General features: G+C 34.0%; 9 protein-coding genes. 1 reads left to right on the forward strand and 8 read right to left on the reverse strand.

Annotation, left to right across the window (positions count from 1 at the left end):
- Positions 1 to 22: 22 nt before the first annotated feature.
- The 7 genes from J2S15_RS07430 to gpmI form a co-directional block, all read right to left on the reverse strand.
- Positions 23 to 10159 (reverse strand): beta strand repeat-containing protein, encoded by a 10137-nt coding sequence (locus tag J2S15_RS07430; protein ID WP_307406911.1) that lies wholly within the window; start codon positions 10157 to 10159, stop codon positions 23 to 25.
- Between the two features lie 50 nt (positions 10160 to 10209).
- A complete protein-coding gene (locus J2S15_RS07435) occupies positions 10210 to 11409 on the reverse strand; it encodes a hypothetical protein (protein ID WP_307406913.1) in 1200 nt (399 codons plus the stop codon).
- Position 11410: 1 nt separating this feature from the next.
- A complete protein-coding gene (locus J2S15_RS07440) occupies positions 11411 to 12682 on the reverse strand; it encodes an RNA polymerase sigma factor (RefSeq protein ID WP_307406915.1) in 1272 nt (423 codons plus the stop codon).
- A gap of 175 nt (positions 12683 to 12857) precedes the next feature.
- Positions 12858 to 13160: a hypothetical protein gene (locus J2S15_RS07445; protein WP_307406916.1), complete on the reverse strand. Its 303-nt coding sequence runs from the start codon at positions 13158 to 13160 to the stop codon at positions 12858 to 12860.
- 61 nt (positions 13161 to 13221) lie between these two features.
- On the reverse strand, positions 13222 to 13428 hold the full coding sequence (locus J2S15_RS07450) for a hypothetical protein (protein ID WP_307406918.1): 207 nt from the start codon (positions 13426 to 13428) through the stop codon (positions 13222 to 13224).
- A 126-nt stretch (positions 13429 to 13554) separates the two neighbouring features.
- Complete coding sequence (locus J2S15_RS07455; RefSeq protein ID WP_307406919.1) at positions 13555 to 14064, reverse strand: helix-turn-helix domain-containing protein; 510 nt, start codon at positions 14062 to 14064, stop codon at positions 13555 to 13557.
- 168 nt (positions 14065 to 14232) lie between these two features.
- On the reverse strand, positions 14233 to 15804 hold the full coding sequence (gpmI, locus tag J2S15_RS07460; RefSeq protein ID WP_307406920.1) for a 2,3-bisphosphoglycerate-independent phosphoglycerate mutase: 1572 nt from the start codon (positions 15802 to 15804) through the stop codon (positions 14233 to 14235).
- A 216-nt stretch (positions 15805 to 16020) separates the two neighbouring features.
- Here gpmI and J2S15_RS07465 point away from each other — a divergent pair, with 216 nt between their 5' ends.
- Positions 16021 to 18993 carry a hypothetical protein gene (locus J2S15_RS07465; RefSeq protein ID WP_307406922.1) on the forward strand — a complete coding sequence of 991 codons (2973 nt, stop codon included), beginning with the start codon at positions 16021 to 16023 and terminating at the stop codon, positions 18991 to 18993.
- 18 nt (positions 18994 to 19011) lie between these two features.
- Here the strand turns inward: J2S15_RS07465 and J2S15_RS07470 are convergent, their stop codons facing one another.
- Entirely contained in the window at positions 19012 to 26844 is a 7833-nt protein-coding gene (locus J2S15_RS07470) for a DUF7927 domain-containing protein (protein ID WP_307406924.1), read from the reverse strand.
- Positions 26845 to 26887: the final 43 nt, after the last annotated feature.

Here is a 26887-nt window from a genome sequence, read left to right on the forward strand (position 1 = left end):
TAATATTTTTATTTAATTATACTTAATTCTTATTAGTTCTCTTCTTTCCTACAAAGTATACAGATGATAACAATAATAATGATAAGTAGAACATTACATTCGTTGTATCTCCTGTGTTGGTTCCACTTCCTGCTGGTTCTACACTACTTGTTGGTGTAGTCGGTGCAGTTGATGGTTTTTCTCCTACAGGTAATACAGTTACTTTTATAGTTGTTTCAATTCGATATTCCATTCTAGCATTTGAGTCATAAACTGCATAGAATGTTAAATCATATTCTCCACCTGTTGCTGGTGCTTTTTTGATTGCTTCTAATTGAGTTTCATCTACTTTTACTTCAATTGAAAGTCCTTCTTTTACTTTCCATGCTTGTGCATTTGCATTCGCAATACTTGCCACATCATCTAAAGTTGCAGCTACAGTGTTTTCAATTGTGAAGTCATTTGCACTAATTGCTAGTTCATCTCCATCTGGTAATTCTACACTTGGTGGAGTATTTGTTCCTAAAACAATAACCTTTACTGTTTTAGTTACTGTGACTCCATCATCTTCTACTGTAAATTCTAAATCATATACTCCACCAGTTACTGGTGCTTCTTGAATTGCTTTTAAATCATCTTTATTTACAGTTATCTTATCAGATATATTAGTAAATCCACTAACGATACCATCTGCATATGATACTTTATATGCTTGTGCATTACCATTGGTTGAAGCTTTTGCTTTGGTTGCATCTAATGATGCTGCTTCACTATTTTCTAGAGTGAATCCTTCTGCTCCTAAGATAACATTTGTATCTTCATCAGCTACACTATATTTTGGTTTTACTAACACCTTAACAGTAATGTTTGCTGTATCTGTACCATTGGTTGCTGAATATGTAAGATCGAACAATCCTCCATCTGTACTAGTAGAGTGAATTGCATTAAGTTGTTTTGAATCAACACTTACATCAATTGTTTTCACATCTACAATTTTTCCTGTTGCATCTTTAATTACTTCATATGCAATTGCTTTACCTTTGGCAATTGAATCCGCTTCAGGTAATGTAATTGCTTCTTCATAAGAAACAATATATCCTGATGCATCAATTGTTACATTATTTGAAGTAATACCATTTGCTGGTCTTACAAATACTTTTACGGTTGTTGAAATGCTTACGCCTTGATCTTCTGCTGTAAATGTTAATTCAAACACACCTCCAGCTTTTGAAGCACTTTGAATTACTTTTAATTGTTCTTGATCAACACTTATGTTTGATACTTTTGAATTCGCTTTTATTAACCATGCTTCTGCACTTGCTTCACTAATTGCTTTTTTATCTGTTAGTGATCCTGCATCTGCATAATCAAGTTCAAATCCTTCCGCACTAATTGTTAATTCATCGCCATCCGGTGTTGGTTTTGGTTCTGGAGTCGTTGTTCCCTTAACTACTACTTTTACGGTTGTTGAAATTTCTACACCTTGATCTTCTGCAGTGTATGTTAAATCATAGATTCCTCCTGCAGTACCAACACTATTAATAATAGCTAATTGTGTTGTATCTACTTTGATATTTGTAATCGCTGTTCCCGCTTTCACAAGACTTGCCTGAACATTCCCTTTTGTAATTGCATCTGCTTCACTTAATGCTGTTGCATCTGCATTTTCAAGAGTATATCCTTGTGCACTGATTGCTAACTCGTCTCCATCTGGTGTTGGCTTAGGGTCTGGTGTTGTCGTTCCTTTTACTACTACTTTAATTGTAGTTGAAATACTAACACCTTGATCCTCTGCTGTATAAGTTAAGTCATAAATACCACCTGTTACTGGTGCTTTTTGAATTGCTTCCAGTTGTGCTGTATCAACACTAACACTAACTTCTTTACCAGCTTTCACTAAAGTAGCCATAGCATTTGCATTGGTAATTGCTAAGTCACTTGTTAATGAAGCAGCATCCTTGTTTTCCAGAGTAAATCCTTCTGCACTAATTGCCAATTCGTCGCCATCTGGTGTTGGCTTTGGTTCTGGAGTCGTTGTTCCTTTTACTACTACTTTTACGGTTGTTGAAATCTCAACATCTTGTTCTTTCGCAGTAAATGTTAGATCATAGATTCCTCCATTTTGTCCAACATTGTTGATTGCAGTTAATTCATCACTATCTACTGTAATATCAGTAATTGATGTTTTTGCTTCAACAAGATATGCAGCTACATTTGCTTTTGTGATTGCATCACTATCACTTAGTGTTGTTGCATCTATATTTTCAATTGTAAATCCTTCTGCAGTAATTGCTAATGTATCTCCATCTGGTGTTGGTTCAGGAGTTGGGGTATTGATTCCCTTAACTACTACTTTAATCGTTGTAGATACTTCTACATCTTGATCTTTTGCTGTAATTGTTAAGTCGAAGATTCCTCCACCTTCATTTGCTTTTTGAATCGCTTCCAGTTGAGTTGCATCAACTCTAATATCAGTAATACTAACACCTGCTTTTACTAACCATGCCTGTGTCTCTGCATTTGTAATTGCACTACTACTTGTAAGTTTTGATGCTTCTGCATTTTCAATCGTGAATCCTTTTGCACTTATTGCCAATGTATCTCCATCTGGGGTTGGCACTGGGTCTGGTGTACTTGTCCCTTTTACTACAACTTTTACTGTCGTTGAGATTTTTACACCTTGGTCCTCTGCTGTATAGGTTAAATCATAGACTCCACCTGATGTTGGTGCTGTTTTAATAGCAGCTAGCTCACTATCTTTTACTGATATGTTTGATACTGATGTTTTCGCATCTACTAAGTAAGCAACTACATTTGATTTTGTAATAGCATCGCTATCACTTAATGTTGCTGCATCTGCATTTTCAATTGTGAAACCATTCGCTGTGATTGCCAATGTGTCTCCATCTGGTGTTGGTTTTGGATCTGGTGTATTGATTCCTTTTACTACTACTTTTACAGTTGTAGAAATTGTTGTTCCTTGATCCTCCGCAGTAAACGTTAAGTCGTAAATTCCTCCACCTTTATTAGCATTTTGAATTGCTGTTAACTGTACTGTATCTACTGTAATATCTGATACAGATGTTCCAGTTGTTACTAAGAACGCTTGCACTTCTGATTTTGTAATAGCTGTTGCATCGCTTAATGATGATGCTTCATTATTTTCAAGAGTAAATCCTTTCGCAGTAATTGCCAGTTTATCTCCATCTGGGGTTGGTACTGGTTCTGGTGTACTTGTTCCTTTTACCACTACCTTCACTGTTGATGTAATCTCTACATTTTGTTCTTTTGCTGTATAAACTAAATCATAGATTCCTCCTGATTTAGGAGCTTCATTAATCTTTGTAATATCTGTACTCTTTGCAGTGATATCCGTAATTGCTGTTTTCGCATTTACTAACCACGCTGCTACTTGTCCTTTTGTTTTAGAAGTAGCGTTATCTAATCCAGTAGCTTCACTATTTTCAAGAATAAATCCTTTCGCAGTGATTGCTAGTGTATCACCATCTGGCGTTGGTTTTGGATCTGGGGTCGTTGTCCCTTTCACCACTACTTTTACGGTAGTAGAGATTGTTACTCCTTGATCTTTCGCTGTATACGTAAGGTCAAAGATTCCACCTTCTTTACTTGCTGCTTTAATTGAAGCTAACTGTGTTGCATCTACACTTAAATCAGTAATGTTTGTTCCTGCATTCACTAAGTAGGCACTTGCTTTTCCATTGGTAATTGCTCCTGTTGCATCTAAATTCTCTGCATCTGCATTTTCCAATGTAAATCCTGTTGCAGTAATTGCCAATGTATCTCCATCTGGTGTTGGTTCAGGTTCTGGAGTTGTAACTCCTCTTACTACTACTTTTACAGTTGTTGAAGTTGTAACTCCTTGGTTTGTCACACTATAAGTAAGACTATAGATTCCTCCAGATACGCTTACATTATGAATTGCTGTTAATTGTGTTTGATCTACTGTAATACCAGTGACTGATGTTCCTGCATTCACTAACCAAGCACTTGCATTACCATTTGTAATTGCAGAACCATCCGTTAATACTTTCGCCTCTATATTTGTAATTGTAAATCCTTGTGCACTGATTGCTAAACTATCTCCATCTGGTGTTGGTTTTGGTTCTGGTGTACTCGTACCTTTTACAACTACTTTTACGGTTGTCGATACTTCTTCACCTTGGTCTTTCGCAGTGAATGTTAAATCGTAAACACCTCCTGAAGCAGGTACTGCTTTGATTGCTGTAACATCACTTGCTTTCACTTCAATATCAGTGACTGATGTTCCTGCTTTTACTAAGATTGCACTTACTCCTGAGCTTGTTATTGCCGTTGTATCATTTAATGATTTTGCATCCGCATTTTCAAGTGTAAATCCATTCGCACTAATCGCTAATGTATCTCCATCTGGTGTTGGTATTGGATCTGGTGTGTTTGTACCTTTCACAACTACTTTTACTGTAGTTGAAATTGTCACATCCTGATCTTTTGCAGTATAAGTTAAATTATAAATTCCGCCTCCTGCTGGTGCAGCTTTAATTGCTGCCAACTGTGTTGCATCTACACTGATATCTGTAATTGCTTTTCCTGATTCTACTAGAGTTGCACTTGCACTTCCTTTGGTAATTGCTGTCGCATTATTAAGTACTAGAGCTTCTGCACGTTCTAAGGTAAATCCTTCTGCTGTAATAGCCAGTTCATCTCCATCTGGTGTTGGTACTGGTGTTGGAGTTGTTGTACCCTTTACTACTACTTTTACGGTTGTTGAAGTTGTTACATCTTGATCCTTTGCAGTAAATGTTAAATCATAGAATCCCCCAGTTGCTGGTGCTGCTTTAATTGCTGCTAATTGTGTCGCGTCCACACTAATATCAGTAACTGATGTTTTTGCGCCTACTAAGTATGCTGCTACATTTGAACTTGTTTTCGCCGTTGTATCATTTAATGATTTCGCATCTGCATTTTCTACTGTAAATCCATTCGCAGTAATCGCTAATGTATCTCCATCTGGTGTTGGTTTTGGATCTGGTGTTGTAATTCCTTTTACCACTACTTTTACTGTTGTTGAAATTGTAACTCCCTGATCTTCTGCTGTATACGTTAAATCGTAAATTCCACCAGCTTGGTTTGTGTTTTTAATTGCTGTTAATTGTGTTGCATCGATACTAATATTTGTAATTTCTTTTCCTGATTCTACTAAGGTAGCACTTGCTTTTCCTTTTGTAATTGCTATAGTTGAATCCAATCCTTTTGCATCTGCGTTATCTAATGTAAATCCACTTGCGCTAATTGCTAATGTATCTCCATCAGGAGTTGGTTTCGGTGTTGGTGTACTTGTTCCTTTTACTACTACTTTTACTGTTGTAGATACCGTTTTGCTATCTTTTGTAACTGTAAAGGTAAGATCATAGATTCCACCACCTACTGTTGCATCCTGTATCGCTCTTAGTTGAGATGCTTTGATTGTTACATCACTTGTGATATCAGTATATCCAGTAATGTTGTTTTCTCCATCTACTGTTTTTTGATATGCACCTACTCCTGCATGTGTACTATTCTTAACGATTGTTTCCGTCAAATCTTTTGCGTCTGCATTTTCCACTGTAAATCCTTTTGCATCAATAGTAAGTGTACTTGTATCATCTTGTTTCGCGTTAGGTGACTTAATTAATACACTAACTGTTTTACTTCCAGTTTTACTATTTGCATCAGTTGCTGTATAAGTTACAGAATATAATCCTGCTTTTGAGAAGTCATTACTTGGTCCTGTGATTTCAGCTTTGATTTTATTTACTCCACCTGTCGCATCTGCTGGTCCACTAATCTCACGTTGATCTGCATCACCTACGGTTGCTGGTGCTTCTTGCCAAGTTGCATTTGGATTATTTAATACGCTTGCCATAATCCCTGTATCACCAAGTGTGTACTCTTGAGCGTTTGCGATTACTGTTGGTGCTTCATGTACCTTTACTAATCGCTTCACTGTACTAGAAGAGTTGGTAGCGATATCGGTTACTTTATACGTTACTTCATAGGTACCTGCTGTTTTATATTTGTTATCATCTGTAATGTCAATGTTTTGAGTTACTTCTGTGTTTCCCAAGTTTCCTGTTACTAACGCAATTGGTGTACCACTTTCATTAGTAGCAGTTACTCCACTCATCAAATCAACAGTATCTCCTACATACTTTGTAAGGTCTGATGTGATGATATTTGGTCCATAACTTACCACTGCTTTTACTACTAAACGTTCTCCACTAGCTACTGTTGGTACTGCTTTATCTTTCAATTCTGCATTCGTAATTACATCTCCTAGTTTCGTAGCTGTACCACTTCCATTTACTGTATATAATTGCCATCCGATAAATGTCATTCCTTCTGGCAGTGCTACGTTTGGTGTTACTGAGAATGTTTCTTGAGGGAAGGTGTTATTTACTAATGTACCATTATATTCAATTTGATTTCCTGATACTACCATTCTTGCTTTTCCATCTAATGAAATATCATTCTTCACTCGATCTTCAAACTCATATGTTGTATCAATTTTAGAAATCAAACCAATTCCTACATTTTCATAGGTTTCGCTATCCCCTGCTTTTATGACCATACCTTCATACTTACCTTCTGTATGGTTAACATTTGCAGTTACATTACTTCCTGTGATGGTACTCGTACTTGCAGTTGTTTTTGAGAAGTGATAGTTTGAATTATCACTATTAATCGCACTTATAGAATACTCTCCTTCTTTCAACTGTTCGATGGAATAAGTACCATCACTTGCGACAGTTAATGTAGTTGTCGATATCTTTCCATCTTTTTCAGTTAGGTTAACCGTTATATTACCACCAGTATAAATAGCATCGCCTGCATCATATTTTCCATTTGCGTTATTATCATAGAATACTAATCCACTGATTTCTCCGATGGATGGACTGGCTGCTAATACTGATCCTACTACCCATGATTGAGTAGAAGCTCCTAAAGCTAACGCACTTGAGTACGTTCTCCAATAACTGATTTCATCTACTGGTGAATCCGAAGCTACTTCTAATTCAAATTTGAATGAACCAGAATCTCCTGATCCGATTGCACTATTTACGACAAATTTCACGAATACTACATCCTCTAAATTACTTGAAACTTCAGAATAAGATTTCCATGTACCACCTGTAGGTATGAATGGTTCCCAACTGGTACTTCCATCATTTGTGGTTGTATTTACACTACCTCCAGTTGCATATAAAGTCGTAAATCCTGGAACTGTTATTTCACCTGTTAGATTCGCACTCCAAGTAAACGGAGATGAGTCAGGATTATTGATTGCATCTGTGAGTGCTTTATTATTGAAATACTTACCATAATCTTTCCCTTCTTTAGGGATTGGGAAATAGATACTAGCTGAACTGAATGTATTTGGTGCATTATTAAAGTATGAAATCTCTATTTCTGCATTCTTCGTTCTAGACAATCCTGCAATTGAACTTTCTGTACCGTCATAAGTAGAAAAATCATTACCTGAACCTTTTACACGAATACCAGAAGATATTTGAAGTTCTGGTAATTTTACTACTGTGATTTTTTGGGTTGTATTTGGTGCCATTAAGTTATTACCAGTAGAGGTAATTCCAAAATCATCTGTACGAATGTAATTTTCGTAACCATCATATCCAACAAAATTCCCTTTTCCTTCAGCCATTACTATATCTCTTAAAGGAATTGCTGCAGTTCCTTGATTATTAACTGATACTTTTAAATTAAAATTAACTTGTAGTTGTGTATTAGCATGATATGCGCCTGTACCATTTTTAGATTGCACTCCTGCCATAACTGTGTAATCTTCATTAAATGAATATTTATAAATGACTGTGCCATCAGGGTTAGTAGTCTTACTTGAAAGAGTTGCTTTTCCAGTTACATCAGTAGTTCCAAAAGTAAGTTTTATACTTGTTTCATCCAATGAAAATCCTTCGGGTACTCGAATATATATATTTGGATCCTGAAGAAAGTCATCTGTTACTTTTTTTCCTCTATTATATGTATTTACATTTGAAGTAAAACTTGCATTTACAGGTATGGTGTCTCCTGGATAATAGGTAGCTGCAAATGTATTTGTTGAAACAGCAGCTGCATCTATTACACGACTCGTTGTCGTAGTAATAATTGAAGTAGATGAAACTCCATCAATCGTAAGGGTATGTTTTCCACCGCTACCATTCTGAATGTTTCCATATGCTGCATATCCATTTGTTTCTGTTGCCCATGGACTACCACTATAATATAGTGATGGGCAGTTATCAATTACTCCTGTTATTTTCGTAATATACTCACCATCAGCTAAACCTAGTTTATCTGCATCTATAATGGAACCTATTCCATAAACAAAGTTTGTACTCTTCATATTTGCTACTGTATATCCACTTGAATTACTCGTAGTGTATACTTTAACATTAGAAATCGTAGACCCTGTAGGTAATGCCAGTCTAGCAATACGAATTCCAAGACTACTATCAAACACCCATTCTAAAGATATATCTTTTTTATCAACAAATGATGGATTAGTAACATAATGATTACCTAAAAATTGATATCCATTCTCATATCCATTTAATGTATAATCATATACATTTTGATTATATCCTATTAATTCTATTGGAATATCTTTATCAATAATGCTTGTAGTAAAAGTATTATTAACAACATAATAATCATTGTTTCCTATAAATTTAACAGACATTAGCGTTTTGAAAGCTGCAGTATTTTTTTTCACCCCATCTGTACCATAGATATCACCATCTAGTTTAAATAATGGTTGACTAATATTTTCCACTCCACCCTTAACATTGAATTTTGTGTAAGTTACAGTAAGCGTTCTAGTTAATGGATTATCAGCATATGATATATTTGCTGCATTTCCAAATGATGTCTCGCCTTCCATACCTATGAATTCAGCACCTTCAGGATAGTTATAAGTTAACACTAGTTCATCTACCAAAATATCAAATGAATTTACTGCACTATAGAAATATAAGAGTGCTCCATAGGGTTTAAAATCAGGAGAATATCCATTATCATCAATATATGTACTATCTTGTCTTCCACGTGCATGAAGATACATTGCATCAAGTGTCCCTTTAATATTTGCTTTTACCGTTTCTTCCAAAACCTCACTACCTGATGTTTGTTTTACTTTTAGGTTATCTAACAATTGTCCTGTTGATGTTCCTGTACTTGTAGTTCCTAATGCATCAGAAAATTCTTCTCTAGTATCTGAGTAATCATATAATTTCTTATCTATTCCTAATTGAAGTGTTAATATAATTGTCTCTGCTTCAGAATTAAAAGTATATTTAACTTTTCCACTTTTCTTCGCTTCAGTATAATCAGTAGCGCTTACTGTCTTATACCCTGTTACTTTTTCACTACCAAAAGTACCACCATTTTGTGATGTTAGAGTACTTGTTTCCATTGCTTGTTGTACTTCTTCAGTAGTCGTCAGAATTGTTTCTCCATCCTGAGATGCTGTACCAGTCTTTGCAGAGTATCCAATTATCTGATATCCATCTGGAATATCTACTTCAATTTCTCTGGTTTTATTTGTTCCTTTTCCAGAGAAAACTGCCGTAATCTCTACCTTTTCCGTATCATAAAAATTCCAATCAACTTGTGATACATCTGACCAGTCTATATTGGCAGTATTATCTTTCTCAAACTCTACCTTTAGACTATCACCACTTGGATTAGTTATTGTCCTTGGTTGTACTGCATCTACTTTATCAGTAGTTTTTTCTTCCTCTTTCTTTTCTTCAATCCCTATCTGAGTAACTTCAACTTCTTTATTGTAAGTTAACTCTTCTTCCCCTTCTGAAGTTTTATCCATATAGTTAACTATAAATGTATATTTACCATTCTCATCAACTATATATGATGGATTGTTTTCGATATCCATGATCGATCCATCTGGATTTTGAATACTTTGGATTGTGTACTTTTCATCTATATTACTTGTATCCAAAGTAATTGTTGCTTGTGTATTGTCTTCGCTCATCGTTACTGTTTCGTTTATATCAAACTCTTCACTAGCTAATAAATCCATTGAATTTATTAGAGTTCCGATACTTGCTAACGATATAAATAACGCTAAACTAAGTTTCCACAATTTTGTTAGTTTTGATTTTTTCATCTTGCCCTCCTCAAAACATTTTGATTCTGTTTCATTCATTAGACCTGTGACTAAATTGAATCGTTCGAATTATTTTTTATCTTTTTTTGATAAAACAGATAAATCAAAACTAATGCTTCTAAGAAAAGACTGATTATTAGAATATATTTCCAGATACTTGTATCTTTTTCATCTAATTGCAGATATATAGTATCTTCATTTAAATATGATAGTTTTCCATCTTCTTCTAATTCTACAAAATATTCATCATTATCAATTGGATCCTGTTGTTTAATAACTGATTTAATCTCTTCATAATCAACATCTAAATGAATATCTTCTTCAATTGTTTCCTCTATTAACTCAGATAAAAAAGAAGGACTATTAATATAAACAATGTTTGTAATTGTATCTTTATAAACTGCATATACTTTTATGTTGTTGTTTACGTTATCTAATAATCCAATCCATTCAACAAACTCTTTTCCTTCAATTTCAGGAGCATCAATAAAATAAGCTGCGTTATTATACTCAACTTTCTTTGTGGTGTAGAGTTTATCCTCAACATAATATTCAACTGTAAATGTTTTTGGTTGGTATACAGCATAATAGTTTGTGTCTTCTGTTACTTTATTTGAAACAAAATAAGTACCACTTCCATCTTTACGTTCATTGAATCCAATTACGTTATATCCGATGATTTCATAATCAGGTGCTGTGATATATTCATTTTTCTTTGCATTGATAGAACTTACTAACTCCCCTGATGCACCATAAAAATTCACAGTAAATTGTTGCTGCTTTGTTTCCTCTCCTTCAATGTAATATTTAAAACCAAAGGTTTGTACTTGTTCCTTGTTATTTTCATTTGTAGTTAAACGAATTGAACTTTTAAATTTACCTTTGTTATAGTCAATAGTTCCCTCAACATCTACAACTACTTTATCTGAAGTTATTTTAATCCTTATTGATTCTTTATCTTCTACTTCTTTTCCATCTACTTTAATTGTTCCTGTTTGTTTAAATCCTGATAACTCATCAATTGCTAATTCTGCGTTTACTTCATTATCAGATGATAAGGTAAACTGTAATTTTACTTTTTCTCCATCATTAAGATTAAGAAGATCAGTATCTGAAACTTCTTTATAATTACTATCTTCAAATACAAAAACACTACTAATACAAGTTATCTTTGTATCTGCAGCATCAATGTTAATATTCATACTAAATAATAGAAGTAAAAGGAGAGTAACAATCCTTATTCTTTTCATATTACTCTTCTCCCAGTGTGAGATTTATTTTAAACTCACTTTGATTTCCAACGTTATCACTTAAGTGTATTTGAATACTTCCTTCTGAAACCGATTCAATAACTCCATCACTAGGAAAGTTATAAGATACATCATTATAGACATAAGATGAATTCTCATAATCTATTCCACTATGCTCATCATGAACACTTATTATTACTTTATCTTCATCGTAATCTACATCTGCCATTTCAGGAGCATCATTATCTATATTATTGATTTCTAGTGTTTCTTTTAATCCATTAATATCAATAGTATAGGTATCATTCTCGTCAACTTGGAATATTATTTCATCTCCATTAATTGAATACTCAACATCACCTTCACTATTTTTTATGGAAACAGCCTGTGAATCAATACGTTGATTCATTACGATTTGCACCGGTTCTCCAGCTGATGTATATTCTTCGGATGTATATAAAATTTCATTAATCGCTAATGGTTGTGTGTTATCAGTTGTTGCTAATGCTGCTCCACTTACCAAGGCAACTCCAGCTAGAGAAACAGCTAGTGTTGCTGCTAGTTTATTACTTTTCTTTACTACAGATGCTGAAGCATTTGCTAACGTTACATTAGATAAGATTGTCTCACTGGCAACTTTTGACAATGCAACTTGATTTGCATATTGAGAAAACACCTGATATAGGATTGGTATTCCAGTTACACTTAAGTAGTGTTCTGGATTAAAACCGCGTTTTGCTAAACTTGGTTTTATGGATGTTCTTACTCTATTTAATCGATTCTTTACGGTTCCCTCTGGTATTTCAAGTATTCCTGCAATCTCTCTGGTTGTAAGGTCATCAAAAAAACGTAACTCCCCAACAATCACAAATTTGTTCGGAAGTTTCCCTAATTCTTCTTTAATAACATCAATTACTTCCTGATTGTTGTAATCCTTTTTCTGATCATCTTTTACTGTTACTAGTGTATCTAAGAAACTTTCATCCTCTAATGTAAGTTGATACTTTTTCTTGTGATAGAGTTTCATTGCTGTATTGTAGGTGATAGTAAAAAGCCAGGCATGAAATGTCTTTAGTTCTTTTAATGTGTGAATCTTTTGATATACCTTAATAAAGGTATCTTGCACGACTTCTTCGGCATCGGCTTGATTCTTTAATAAAGAAATAGAGAACAGATAAATTGAATTCTTATAGAATTCATAGATATCTTCAAATGCTTTTTTATCGCCCTTAGCAAATTGTTCTACAACCTTTGTGTCTATTCTTTTGCCCATTGTCCACCTCTTCAATAATTGCTTTCATTCATTGATTAGACCTGTAGCTCAAACGTTTCGTTCGAATTGTCTAATTATTAGTCGTAGAATTATAGATTTTCGTTCATTAATAATAAAAAAGATTACTTTAATCGAAATCAAAGTAACCATTTATTCATTTTCTAACACAATAAAATCATTTCACTAGGACATAGGAATTATCAATATCCATCATTCTCTTTAATTCTTTCCCAGTTGAATAATGATTTGGTTTATCTTTCTTTATAACACAAATAATATTACCTGCCTCTCCTTGGGATAAACATGTAAGTTGCAAATAATCGTTATTGCCATAAATATAGCATACTAAATATTCTAAGTATGTATCCTCTTTTTTACTTTCTTCAAATACATTGAATAACCGAACTTTTGAACCACTCCAAATTATCATATCATCTGATATATCTTTAATTGGTATCCAATTTTCTTTTCTTAACATAATTAACCCTTTCCATTATCAGCAGAGATACTTCATCTTTCTATTCCTATTCTGTTAATCATTATTTTAAATTAGGATTTTGTTCACGTAACCAAGTCAAATCTTTATCATATTTATGTTTATCAATAACATTCTTGTATTTTTCAAGAATGAATATTTCATCACAAGTATCACAGTAATAAGCAACTGTTTTATATCTATTAATTTTACTAACACAATTATCAGCTAGTGTTCTTTTTATAAGACTTGCACACTTTTCACATTTCATATAGAGTTCTCCATTTATTCCACATTCTATATTATATCAAATTGTCAGAAAAAAAGACCACCTCTTAGAAGTGATCAACGAATTAACTTATGAATGATGCGTCTTAAATTATTTTTTCATGTAATTTTATACTTTCTTACGAGTTAAGAAAATTCCAATAATCACTCCTATAAAGACAAGTGGTGCTAGTCTGAAAAATAACCATTCAAATGCATGAAATGCTACTCCAACTACACTGGTTTCAGGTTCACTATAATCCCACTCTAAGTATGGGCTATTTAATACTATTAAGACTGCAGAAATTATAATTATGAGCGCACACAATGAGATAAGTATCCAATGAAGTGTTTTTCTTCTTGTGGCCTTTCTTTGTGCAAGTTGTAAGTTTATAATCTCCAGTTTCTCTGAAATTGCTTTTATGTCATCAGCTTTTATCTCAGTAACAGTTTCTCCAAGCAAAGTGCTTACAGGTATTTCAAGTACTTCCGATATGAAGATCAACATATCAGAATCAGGAACTGATAATCCATGCTCCCATTTAGAAATTGTTTGTCGTACCACATTTAGTTTGATAGCAAGTTCTTCTTGGGAAAGTCCTTTTGATTTTCTGATTACTTTAATATTTTCATTTAACATTAGATATAACCTTCTTTCTTTCATTTGCTATCACCATTGTAGGAAACCTAAGCGGTTGCTACAAGCAACGTATATTAACATCATCATTATCCTTTACAATAATTATACTATACTCGTGTTATTATGAGCTGCGAAAAAAAACACTTCGTAATTGAAGTGCTTTGTAATCTATTCAATAATACTTTCTTCCCAATCAGCTTTTGGTTCTAATCCAAGAAGTTTTACTACAGTGTTTGCAACGTTTGCTAAACCAAGGTCTCCATCTTTCATTTTCACATCAGCTCCATAAATAATGAATGGAACTTTGTTTAATGTATGAGAAGTTTTCGCTTTAATTGGAGAATCTTCTTTTTTAGGTTTTTCATACATTTCATCTGCATTACCATGATCAGCAGTAACAAGTAAAATTCCATTTGCTCTATCTACTGCTTTAATCAGACGTGCTAATTGTAAGTCTACTGTTTCAACACCAATAATAGTTGCCTGGTAGTTTCCAGTGTGACCAACCATATCTCCATTAGGATAGTTTACACGTAAGAAGTCATACTCGTTTGTATCTAGTGCTTCAATTAACTTGTCAGTTACTTCAGCAGCTTTCATCCAAGGACGTTGTTCAAAAGGAATTACATCACTTGGTACTTCATAATATGTTTCTAATTTTTCATCGAACTTTTCTGCTCTGTTTCCATTCCAGAAATAAGTTACGTGTCCAAATTTTTGAGTTTCACTAATTGCATACTCGTTAATGTTGTTTTTAACTAGATATTCAGTTAATGTGTTTTCAATTTTTGGTGGAGAGTTTAAGAACATTTTTGGAATTGCTAAGTCTGAATCATATTGAAGCATTCCTGCAAACATTACATCTGGCTTACGTACACGATCAAACTTATCAAAGTCTTCGTTTTCGAATGCAAGACAGATTTCTTGTGCACGGTCTCCTCTAAAGTTAAATAGAACTACAGAATCTCCATCATTGATTGTTCCAACTGGTTTACCATCTTCACTGATTACAAATGCTGGTAAATCTTGGTCAATTACTCCAGTTTCTTCACGATATGTTTCAATCGCTGCTCTAGCAGAAGTAAATTCTCTACCTTCACCTAATACATGAGTTTTCCATCCAGCTTCTACCATTGGCCAGTTTGCTTCATAACGGTCCATAGTGATTGTCATTCTTCCACCACCTGAAGCGATAATTGCATGGAAATTTCCATCGTTTAATTCTTCTAATTTGTTTTCTAGTGCATCTACATACTCTAGTGCACTTGTTTCAGGTACATCACGACCATCTAATAAGATGTGTACTCTAACTTCTTTCACACCGCCTGCTTTTGCTTCTTCAAGTAAAGCAAATAAATGGTTAATGTGAGAGTGAACATTACCATCAGATAACAATCCTAAGAAGTGCATAACTCCTTGATCCTTACAGTTGTTTACTAATGCATTCCATGTTTCACTTTTAAACAATTCTTTTGATTCAATTGATTCATTTACTAATTTTGCTCCCTGTGAATATACTTGTCCACAACCCAATGCGTTATGTCCTACTTCACTGTTTCCCATATCATCATCACTTGGTAGTCCTACGGCTTTACCATGTGCTTTGATTGCAGTGTATGGGCATGTTTCATATAATCGATCAAGTGTTGGTGTAAAAGCGTTGGTTACTGCGTTTCCATACTTGCTTTCGTTGATTCCAACACCATCCATAACTACTAATACTACTGGTTTCTTGCTCATATCTTATACTCCTCCTAAGCTACTCTAATAATATATCATTTTTCAGCCATAATTACACTGTATAAATTATTAATTTCACAATTAAATTTACTTGTATTTATGCACTTCATACCCGAAACATACCAAATACGACTCTTTTATGACATTTTCATTGACTTATGTTACATTAATATGTTAATTATGAATTATAAGCATTACATAAAGGAGGATTGTTATATGCTAAAAAGAAAAATTAGTTTTAAAGTATGTGTATTTGTATTATTAGCTCTTTTTATGGTGTTGCCCTCGGTAAGTCACATTAATAGTGAAGGCAACACTACAAGTAATCTAATTAAGGTTGATGAAGCCAACTTCCCTGATACTGTCTTCAGGAATTTCATCTTAGAAAACGTGAACATTGACCAAAATGGTTATACAACGCAACAAGAACTTGATACTATTGAAGAAATTGATTTAAAGAGTAGAGGAATTACTTCCCTAAAGGGAATAGAGCACTTAACTCAATTATCTAATTTATATGTGCAAGATAATGACATTAAATCTGTTGATTTATCAAAAAACTTAAACTTATATAATCTTTATATTGGTGACAATGATTTAACATCAATTGATGTGAGTGCGATTACAGGGTTAGGAGCATTATCGGTTGCTGATAACGAAATAACAACAATCGATGTATCTAATAACCCAAATCTATATAGCTTAGATGTATCAAATAATCATTTGGATACGATTAATTTAGATAATAACTTAGGTTTAACTTCGTTAAGTATTAGTGAGAACTATATTCAATATATAGATGTTTCTAAACTTACTGAATTGACTTCTCTAGTTTGTCGAAGAATGAATCATAAAGATTATGGTGGAAAAGGTGAAGGTCTGGAAGCATTAGATGTTTCTGCCAATACGAATTTAATTCAATTGGATTGTGCTGACAATGATTTATCTGAATTAGATTTAAGTAATAATAAGGAGTTATTACATTTATACTGTCAGCAAAATGATTTTACACATCTTGATTTGAGTCTTAATACAGATTTAGAATCATTAAACTTCTCTCAAAATTTACTTGAGCACATTGATTTATCAAATAATCCAAATCTTACATATTTATCTTGCTATCAGAATTTTCTATTGGATCTTGATATTTCCAACCAACCGAATTTAACACTGCTGGACTGTTCAAGAAACCAATTGACTCAACTATATACTGACCATTTAAATTCCATCGTTCCTAATACAACCCACTACCGTGACCAAACTCGTGATGCAAGAACATATTATGAAGATGGATACTGGCGAGTGGATGCATCTAATTTTATTGATGATAGTCTATTAGATAGATTAACTGCTGAAACTGCAAACACTGACTATAATCCGTCAACTGGAATTATTACATTTAAAGATTATTCAAATGAACATATTCCACCAACACAGTTTAAGTATCTGTTTGATATGGAATATAACAGTACAAGTCAAACTGAAATGAACGTTCAACTTAACTTATTTTCAAAACTCCCAGAAATGGCAATTGAGAAGAAAGTAGAAGATAGTGATGGTGATAACCTAGCAAGTTCTGATGAAGTACTAACGTATACTATTACAGTCTCAAATAATGGTGATGAAGTTCAAAAGAAACTTACTGTACGAGATCGCATGTTAGATGTAATGAATCTGATTGATGAAGATTTGGATGATGTGGATGTATTGATATCATCAACAGTTCAAGGAGATAACAATACTACAATTACAGGACAAGAATTAAAAGAAGGGTATCTGGTTGAACTTGTTGAACCTGGTGAAGTGATTACGTTTACATTTGAAGTAACATTAAAAGATTTGTCGAATACCAGTTATTCCGTAATTCGTAATACTGCGCATGCCGGTCGCTTAATGGCAAGTGCTGCTATTGAAATTAAAGATGAATCAACACCAACGGATGACTTCTTTGCGGATAAAAAAGTAGAAGATGAGAACAAAGATAACTTTGCTCAAAAGTCTGAAGAATTAACTTATCGTATTACTGTTAAAAATACTACTGATATTGATATCAATAATGTAAGTGTTTCTGATGATTTAAAAGATCTTAGTAACTATGTAACAAAGTCTAACAAAGTAGATGCTGTAAAGGTACTCTTAAATGGTACTATAAATAACTCTATATCGTTTGATGATCTGAAAAGTGGTTATTTAATTGAAACACTGAGACCAAATGATGAGTATATCTTCGAGTTTGTTGTTACGGTAAATGAAGATGTTGATTTTGATAAAGTTAAAAAATTAGATAATACCGCATTAATTAACTCTACTGAAGTTAGTGCTAGTATTAATACGAAAGAAGAAGTTAATCCTTTTATTGGAGATAAAACAGTTACTGATGAAAATGGTGATAATGTAGCTGCTGCTAAAGAGAAAATCACTTATGAGATTTCTGTGAAGAATACTTCAAAGAGTACAGTAAGTGATATTCAGGTGGAGGATACACTAAGTAATGTTTTACCATACATTAAAGAAGAACTTCAGGATATTGAAGTATCAGTTTCCAGCAATGGCGCAGAAGTCACTAGAATCACTGGTAATGATTTAGCTTCTGGATATATAATCAATCAACTGAATCCAGATGAAATCGTTACATTACGATTTACGGTTACTGTAGACGATTTAGTAAAGTTTGCGAAAATTCCTAAGTTAGATAACACAGCAATTATTAATGACAACACATACGTTGCTACGATTCCAGTGCAAAGAGCTAGTTATCAGATTATTTATGATGGTAATGGACATACGCTAGGTGATGTACCTGTGGATTCAACTAGATATCTTGAAGATGAAGATATTGCAATTCAATGTGGGAAAGAGTTAAGAAAAGATACAGATACATTTGTAAACTGGAATACTCGTCCAGATGGTAGCGGTAAATCCTTTACAAGTGATGAAGTAATTAGATGTAAACAACTATTCTCAATTGTTCATCCTGAGCTAGTAACAGATAAAAAACTTACGTTATATGCGCAATGGGAAGGTGATAATAAGGAACCTGAAAAACCAGTTACTCCTGATACCCCTAAAGCGAACGATAAGAAGAACGATGGTGGTGTAGGTACAAATGATGCTACTAATATCATGGGACTTTCATTACTCTTACTTCTTTCTGGATTTGCAGTCTATAGAAAGGTAAAAAGGCAATAAAATTGCCTTTTTCTTTGCTTATATTCTTCTTTTTCTTCTTAGTAATCCTAATATAATTGCTAAGCTACTAATTCCAAATAATGAAATCAATCCATTTATACTTGTATCATCTCCTGTTGCAACCGAAGGATGACCTACAGCTGTAGATGCTTTTTTAGTTAGAATATTATGAATAATTTCATTTGTATCCTTTGGATCATTGTCATCTACTTGAACTTGAGCGATATTCTTAATTGAACCACTCTCATTTGTAACTTTTACTCTAAAACTTACAATTACAGAATCATCTGGTTTAATTTCAGGTATCTCCCATGTAAGTTGTCTACCTTCCATATTCATTATAGTATCTTCAATCGTTGAATAAATACTGTCAACTTCATACTCTGTACCTGTTGGTACTTTATCGCTGATTACTACATTTCTTAATGTTTCTGTACTTGTATTATCTACTTGAATAAAGTATGTCACAATATCTCCAGAATTTACATTGCTGTTATGTTCTGGATTACTCGATTTTAAGATTTCATATGATAGGGATTGTTTATGTTCTACTTCATTTGATGGTGTCCATTCTTCTTCCTCAGGTGCTTTCGCATATGCCTGATTCTTAATAAACCTTTCACCTTCTTTATTGAATTCATCTACTTTTACCTTAAAGCTTAGAGTTACAGATTCTCCTACTGGTACATTTTCAATATCCCATGTTAGTTCGCCTAATCCATCTTTAATTGCCGTATTGTCTGGTGTTATTAAATCTGCTGACCCTTCATATGTAATACTTTCTTCTACATATGTTGTATATTCAGGGATTGCATCTTTCACTTGTAAGTTATCTAATGATGATTCTCCTGTGTTTGTAACTTTAATGAAGTAAGTAATTTCATTTCCACCATCTACATTACTTCCACTCTCTGGATTACTAGACTTTTCAATTTCATATGCTACCTTTTGTTTGTGTTCTACTTCTTCTGATGGCTCCCATGGATCTTCTGGTGCCTTTACGTATGCTACATTCTTTATTGAACGTTCCCCACTTGCATCCATTTCGTCTACTTTTACCTTAAAGCTTAAAATCACTTCTTTACCTACTGGCACATTCTCAATATCCCAAGTTAAATCTCCTAGTCCATCAATAACATTTGTATCATCTACTGCAACTACATCTGCATCCCCACTGTAGGTAATCGAATCTTCCACATAAGTTGTAAATTCAGGGATTGCATCTTTTACTTGTGCTTTATCTAATGAAGATTCTCCAGTATTTGTAACTTTGATGAAATATGTAATTTCTTGATTTCCATCCACATAACTTCCTGTTTCTGGGTCACTATACTTTTCAATTTCATATGCTACCTTTTGTTTGTGTTCTACTTCTTCTGATGGTTCCCAAGGATCTTCTGGAGCTTTCACATATGCAACATTTGTAATTGTACGTTCTCCAGTCTCATGCATTTCATCTACTTTAACTTTAAAACTTAGAATTACATCTTCTCCTACTGGTACGCCTTCAATATTCCAAGTTAGCTCACCTAATCCATCTGTGATATTTGTATCATCAGGTATAATCAAATCTGCACTTCCTTCATATGCAATACTTCCATCCACATACGTTGTATATTCTGGTATTGCATCTTTCACTAGTGCTTTATCCAATGTAGATTCACCTGTATTAGTAACTTTGATAAAGTAAGTGATTTCTTGATTTCCATCTACATAACTTCCTGTTTCTGGATCACTATACTTTTCAATTTCATAAGCTACTTTTTGTTTGTGTTCTACTTCTTCTGATGGTGTCCATGGATCTTCGGGTAGTCTTGTGTATGCTTGATTCAGAATTTCTCGTTCTCCAGTTTCATACATTTCATCTACCTTCACAGTGAAAGTAACGCTTACACTCTTATCAACTGCTAATCCTTCTGCTTTCCATGTAAGTTCTCCTAATCCATCGATAATAGCTGTATCATTTGGAGTTACTGTCGTTGCATCTCCACTATAACTTATTGAACCAGGTACATAAGTTGTATACTCAGGTATCGCATCTTTGATATCAAATTCTTTCGCTGTTGCTTTTCCTACATTCTTCACTGTAATACTGTAAGTAATTTCATCTCCACTACTTACATAACTCCCCTCAGGAACATCACTTGTTTTTGTAATCGTAAGCAATGGTTCTTTCACTACATGATACGTAGTATTTGAATCTTTTGAGATTTCTTTTTCAGAATAAACACTTTCGTTTTCTTTATATGTGTTACCATCAACATCTGTGTATGTAGTTTCATATACTGTTTCTTCTCTTTGCACATCTTTTAAATGAGCAGTATTATCAAATTCTTTTTCTAGTTCTTTCACTAATAGAGTTGCTGGATTATCTGATGTAGTTGGTGCCTTCACTCTAAAAGTTAAGTAAGCTTCTTCACCACTACTCATTCCTTTTAGCGTCCAAATCATCTTACCACTACTATCTGGTCCACTCATCGTTGCTGTCGCCGTACTACTTGGGAAAGTACTGCTTGTATTACTACTATCCCTAAATGTATACGTCATACTGCTAGCTACATAAGTTGTATCTAGTGGAAGATTGTCTGTAATTACGATATCCCCACTCTTCGCATCATCATGTCCTGTATTTTTAATTACTAATCGATACTCTATAGTTTGTTCTAACTCTGAGTATACTGGTGAAGATGCAGTTCCGTTGTTTTCACTTTGAACTGTATTATCTTCATTTACTAATGCAGCAGCTTTCTTTATATCTGCTTCTCTTCTAATTGTTTTATGTTCAACTGTATTTGATGGTTGATCTGGAATGTCCGGTTGTTTTGCAATCGCAACATTTTCATAGATACGTTGTGTTTCTCCATCTTCCCAATCTACCTTATCAACAATTGCTTTAAATGTGTATTCCGATTTTCCTTTTGGAACCTCAAGCGTTGGCCAAGTAATCGTATGAGTAGAGCTGTTATAGGCGCTATCATTTACTTTCACTTGTGCTCCACCTTGCAGTTTATAAGATATACTTCCACTTACCAAAGACATTCCATCTGGAAGTTTATCTGTCATTGTTAGGTTTGATTGACTAGTTGTAGGTGAATCAATTGCAATTGTATATGTTACTATTTGTCCTTCTTTTATAACTGGAACATCACTACCATCATATGAACCAGTTGGATTACTTGTTTTATTTACTGTATATGGTGCATAAACCCCCATATCCAAATTACTCATTTTGTAATCCATTACTTTCATATCAGTGATAGCAGGAGTTGTAATACCAGTAATTTTTGCACTTAACAAGTTTCCACTTCCATCAAGCACTGCATCAGCGTCGCTATTGACTGTCGATCCAACTCCACTCGCTTGTTTTGTGGTCAAAGTATATTTACTTAAGTCTACTGTCCCACTACTATCAAACTGAACATAATAATTTCCACTAGGTAAATTCGTGAATGAATATGATCCATCCGAAGCTGTAACTACTCCCGTAAGATTATTACCTAAGATATCAGTCAGTACTTGTGTTCCATCACTTTTATATAGACTTACATTTACATCTGCTAATTTGCTTTCTGTAGTTTCTCTTCTACCATTTCTATTTGAATCAACCCAAGCAACACCTTCTACTGTTCTTCTTACTACTTTTGCCTGAACAACAGGTGCATATAGTGGATCTTCACTTGAACCCGAAACAACCGTTGCATCATTTGCATAAATATTAGCTGGTTTATTGTCTGTTACTTTTAACTTGTAACTTATTTTAATTGTTGTTTGACCATCAAGGTTTCCTGTCAGATAAATTGCCGTAGGTGTAGTACTAGATGGTATTGTATAAGTTACTGTCGTTCCACTTACGGATTTTGTTGCTGTTGTGAAACTACTTGTATTTACATTATAAGCTGTATTATTTTGATTTTTCATTGATGCATCTGTAGAGTAAGCCAAATCCATTGTGCTTGAAGGTGTATCACTGTAGGTAAGCGTGATACTTTCTACTGTATAAGAACCATCGAATTTTGTACCTCTCCAATCGCCAGAGTAAGGTAGTACATCTAATAAACGAACATTGCTTTGTGTACTTTGACTTGTATTTGTATATGTTAGAAAGTAACCAACATCTTCTCCTAATTCATACATATTTTGGTCAATACCTTTTGCGAAAGTTGTTGCATTTGTTTTAGTTACAGTAAACCCTGCGCTATATGTATTTCCATTTCCCAAGTTAATAGCACGTCCATCACCATCTGCATAAATATTTACCGTATTTGTAAAACTATCGTTATGATCAACATCATTCTCTGGATCTGCAGCATTACCAATAATCACTGAATAATAAATTTTATCCATTGCATCGCCTACTTTTACATCTGTAAATTCCCAAGTTAATGTTTGAACTGTATTCCCGTTACTATCTGTAGTAGTTCCTACTACTGGTTGAACGCCTGTACTATAGTCCCCATCATCCACTGATTGTGTAGTCTGGTTGTACGTTCCACCAATTACAGTAGATCCTTCCACATAGGTAACACCGTAAGGCAATGTATCAATTACTCTTACATTATCCAACATCTCACTATCAGGTGCTTCTCCATTAGCCAATTGTAGTGAAGGTGATAGTACATAATCTACTTCACGTTCACTTGCATCTAAATCAAATACATCTTTTGCTTTTCCTCCTGATTGTTGAGCTACTGCTTTTGTAATAGTAGCCTTATTCCCAACAATCAATACCGAAGCTCCAGATTGGTATCCATTTGGTGTATGGCTTCCGGTTAATGTGTTTCCATCACTATCATATTGCGATTTCTGATATAGTCCATGCGAACCTGTAACTGTACCATTTATAAATACATCAGGATTATCCATGTAATCTGTACTAGTTTCATGACCTGCCTGTCCATAATAAAGCATTGAATCTTCAAAGGTCATTTCAGAACCGGTTTTTTGTGTCCATATCTTTAGGTTATTTACCGTCTGATAAACCTCTCCTGAATTTGCTGTATCTAGCATTTTCACTTTAAAACCTACTTCTGTTCTATCAATTGGTATTATTCCATTTCTTCCTTCAATCAAAACTGCTACACAGACTGCATCGTCACCAAGTGCTGCTTTTAAGTCTGCCATGCTAGTGAAATATATTAAGTCTTCTTCTTTTCCTAGGTTCATGTCAGTGTCTCCCAACCAACCTGACCCATCTGCTTTTGCACCATATCTTAATTTGAACTGCATAGTTACAGACTTGTTCACAACATAATCATTTTCTCCTGCATCATCTAAAGGTTGAAACGCAGTAGTATCAAACTTTTGAAAAATGTTTACAGCATATGGATACTGTTCTCCATCCATTCTAGAACCTGCAACGACTCCACCAAATATTCTAAGTGTCTGTCCTTTTGCAGCCCATCCATCTGCAGAATATGAATATCCTGTAGAAAGATTATTTCCGATTCCCCATGGAGATGTTTTTGATTCAGCTGCAAAATAATTGTTTTTATTATAACTTCCTGGTGGAAGCAATACTACATCTACATTTCTACTGTCATCTGTAGTTATTACTTGCGTCGTTGTTTCTGTATCACTTATACTTGTAGCTTTAAAATTTTTATCACTTACTACTAGGTTATAATCTCCACCAGTTCCTATATCATCTTCAAATGGAAATAGTATTTGAAAATATCCTGCACTAAATACTCCTCTTCCTTTATCCTCACCATATTTTATACTAGCTTCACTATTACTTGTTCCTGACGCATGTGTAGGCCAGTGATATTTGCCACTTGATGTTAAGAAACTATATGCATCAACTTCCACAGTGATAATTTCATTGGTTTGTTCTGCATTCCAAGTTCCACCGTTTACTGCTGAATTAAATGCGGAACCAGTATTATGTGGTGCTACCTTATAAGCCTGATGCCCGAAACTATTTCCATTGAAATACATGTTTCTTCCCTGGCTTCCTGTTTGGGCAGAAGAATTGGCTTTATAATCCCATAATAAAGGCATTATTTCACCTGTTCCTGTCCCTGTAACATCTGTACTATTTTTATAAGCAGTTACTTCTAGTTCAAATGTTATTTTTCCTTTTGGTAACTCTATTCCCTTTAATCCTTTTGCAGCGTTATAGTTTCTTATTTCAATGTTAACACCATATCCATATAGTCTCCCTGTAACTACTCCTGCACCATTGTTCATTGCATCACTATTACCTGTACTAAAATCAAAATCATCTTTCCATGACATGCTTGTATTTCTTGCTAACTCTATATTGTAATTTGGTGCTGCTGAAACTTTAACATCATCACCAATTACTGATTTATAATCACTTTCTGGATTACCATCCATCCATACTTCGAATATAGGTTTAATAATATCTCCATTTTTTGCACCATTCACTTTGATTTCAAATGGAAATTGTCTTGTCCCGGGAAATACAGTTTCGCCAACTGCAGCTGAAAAGTATCGTTTTCCTGTAAGTACCTGTTTTCCATTAATTACCTCAACCTTTGCATCAACAATCCATTTCATATCATCAAGACTAAATTCTGCTACATCACTTGTATATGGTAAGGTAACTCTAAAATAAGCATAACCACTTGTAAATGATGTATACCCACTTGTTGTTCTTACTTGTATGTTTGCATCGATTGTATATCCAATTTTATCAAATGTTCTTACAATTCCATTGTTGTTAGATGAATCATTTCCTGGTGTATCATCACTATCCCACACAGATGTACCATCTCTTACAGTATTTACTGAAATACTTGATACATATGCTTCATCCGTTCCCATTTCACCACCAGGCTTACTATCTGTCGGTTTTAAGTTTTTCTCTTCATCGCTTAGAATAATTTTATTAGCTGGTGCTTTAATATTTCCATATTGATCAGATTCATAAAACCCTTCATCAGTTCCATTTACAGTTCCATAAACTCGATAATATGTTACTCCATCTTTTCCTGTAAATGCATATACTCTTTCTCTTGTTACCAATGTGTTTGTATCTGATTCCATCTTTACTGGAGTATTATAGTAATCTGGAATTGTACTAGGTGCAGCTGTTTCTGCAAATCCTGTATTAGATTTATTCAATACATATTTATTTATGTCATCCTGTTTTCCATCAATAAAGTCCTTTACTTTATATTCTTTATCTTCATCTAATTCATACCATCCTTTAGTACTATCAGGATCGCTTACATTACTAATATATCCATATGCTACATATATTTTATTTCCATCTGCACCATCAAAAGAATACACATCATATCCCGCTGTTGTAGTGATGGTATCCTCCTTAGTGATTGTTGTTGGCACACTTGAAAATATCTCTCCTTCAAAGAGATAAGGTGCAATTGTTGTTTTTTCTGTTGTTGTATCAACTGGAGTTGTTGAAGTTATAATTCCCTGAGAATTTGTCTCATAGAAAGCATCAGCAGCTCCATCCTGACTACCATATACTCGATAGTAGGTATTGTTATTCCTTCCCTTAAAAGAATAAAGTATTGTTCCATCTCCGGTAGTAATTTCCTTACTCTCGTAATAAGTAGGAACATCACTAGCATTAGGAGAATCATTCTCCACAAATCCTGCAGCTAATACAGTAACTTCTTCTGAAGCTGGTTGTATTTCTTTCTCTGTAGTTTGTGTTTCACTTTCTTTAGTTGTTTCTTCTGTTGTCTCTGTAGGTTTAATGTCTTCTACAGATTCTGCTTCTTCTGAATCTGGAGTCTCACTCACTTCACTAGTTTCTGGTTCCAGCATATCATCTGCCAAAAGTAGATCACTAGAAAACGCCCCTACAACCATTGTCATTAATATCATTACGATTGATATTTTCTTAAGCTTTTTCATTATTCACGCCCTCCGTCATAAAACTGATTCAATTTAAATTTTT

It is taken from the genome of Breznakia pachnodae, from assembly GCF_030814225.1.
GTDB classification, from domain to species: Bacteria; Bacillota_I; Bacilli_A; order Erysipelotrichales; family Erysipelotrichaceae; genus Breznakia; species Breznakia pachnodae.

Excerpts from the sequence above, each read along its gene's own strand:
- J2S15_RS07430 (WP_307406911.1), bottom strand. The coding sequence starts at position 10,159 with ATGAAAAAATCAAAACTAACAAAATTGTGGAAACTTAGTTTAGCGTTA.
- J2S15_RS07435 (WP_307406913.1), bottom strand. The coding sequence starts at position 11,409 with ATGAAAAGAATAAGGATTGTTACTCTCCTTTTACTTCTATTATTTAGT.
- J2S15_RS07440 (WP_307406915.1), bottom strand. The coding sequence starts at position 12,682 with ATGGGCAAAAGAATAGACACAAAGGTTGTAGAACAATTTGCTAAGGGC.
- J2S15_RS07445 (WP_307406916.1), bottom strand. The coding sequence starts at position 13,160 with ATGTTAAGAAAAGAAAATTGGATACCAATTAAAGATATATCAGATGAT.
- J2S15_RS07450 (WP_307406918.1), bottom strand. The coding sequence starts at position 13,428 with ATGAAATGTGAAAAGTGTGCAAGTCTTATAAAAAGAACACTAGCTGAT.
- J2S15_RS07455 (WP_307406919.1), bottom strand. The coding sequence starts at position 14,064 with ATGTTAAATGAAAATATTAAAGTAATCAGAAAATCAAAAGGACTTTCC.
- gpmI (WP_307406920.1), bottom strand. The coding sequence starts at position 15,804 with ATGAGCAAGAAACCAGTAGTATTAGTAGTTATGGATGGTGTTGGAATC.
- J2S15_RS07465 (WP_307406922.1), top strand. The coding sequence starts at position 16,021 with ATGCTAAAAAGAAAAATTAGTTTTAAAGTATGTGTATTTGTATTATTA.
- J2S15_RS07470 (WP_307406924.1), bottom strand. The coding sequence starts at position 26,844 with ATGAAAAAGCTTAAGAAAATATCAATCGTAATGATATTAATGACAATG.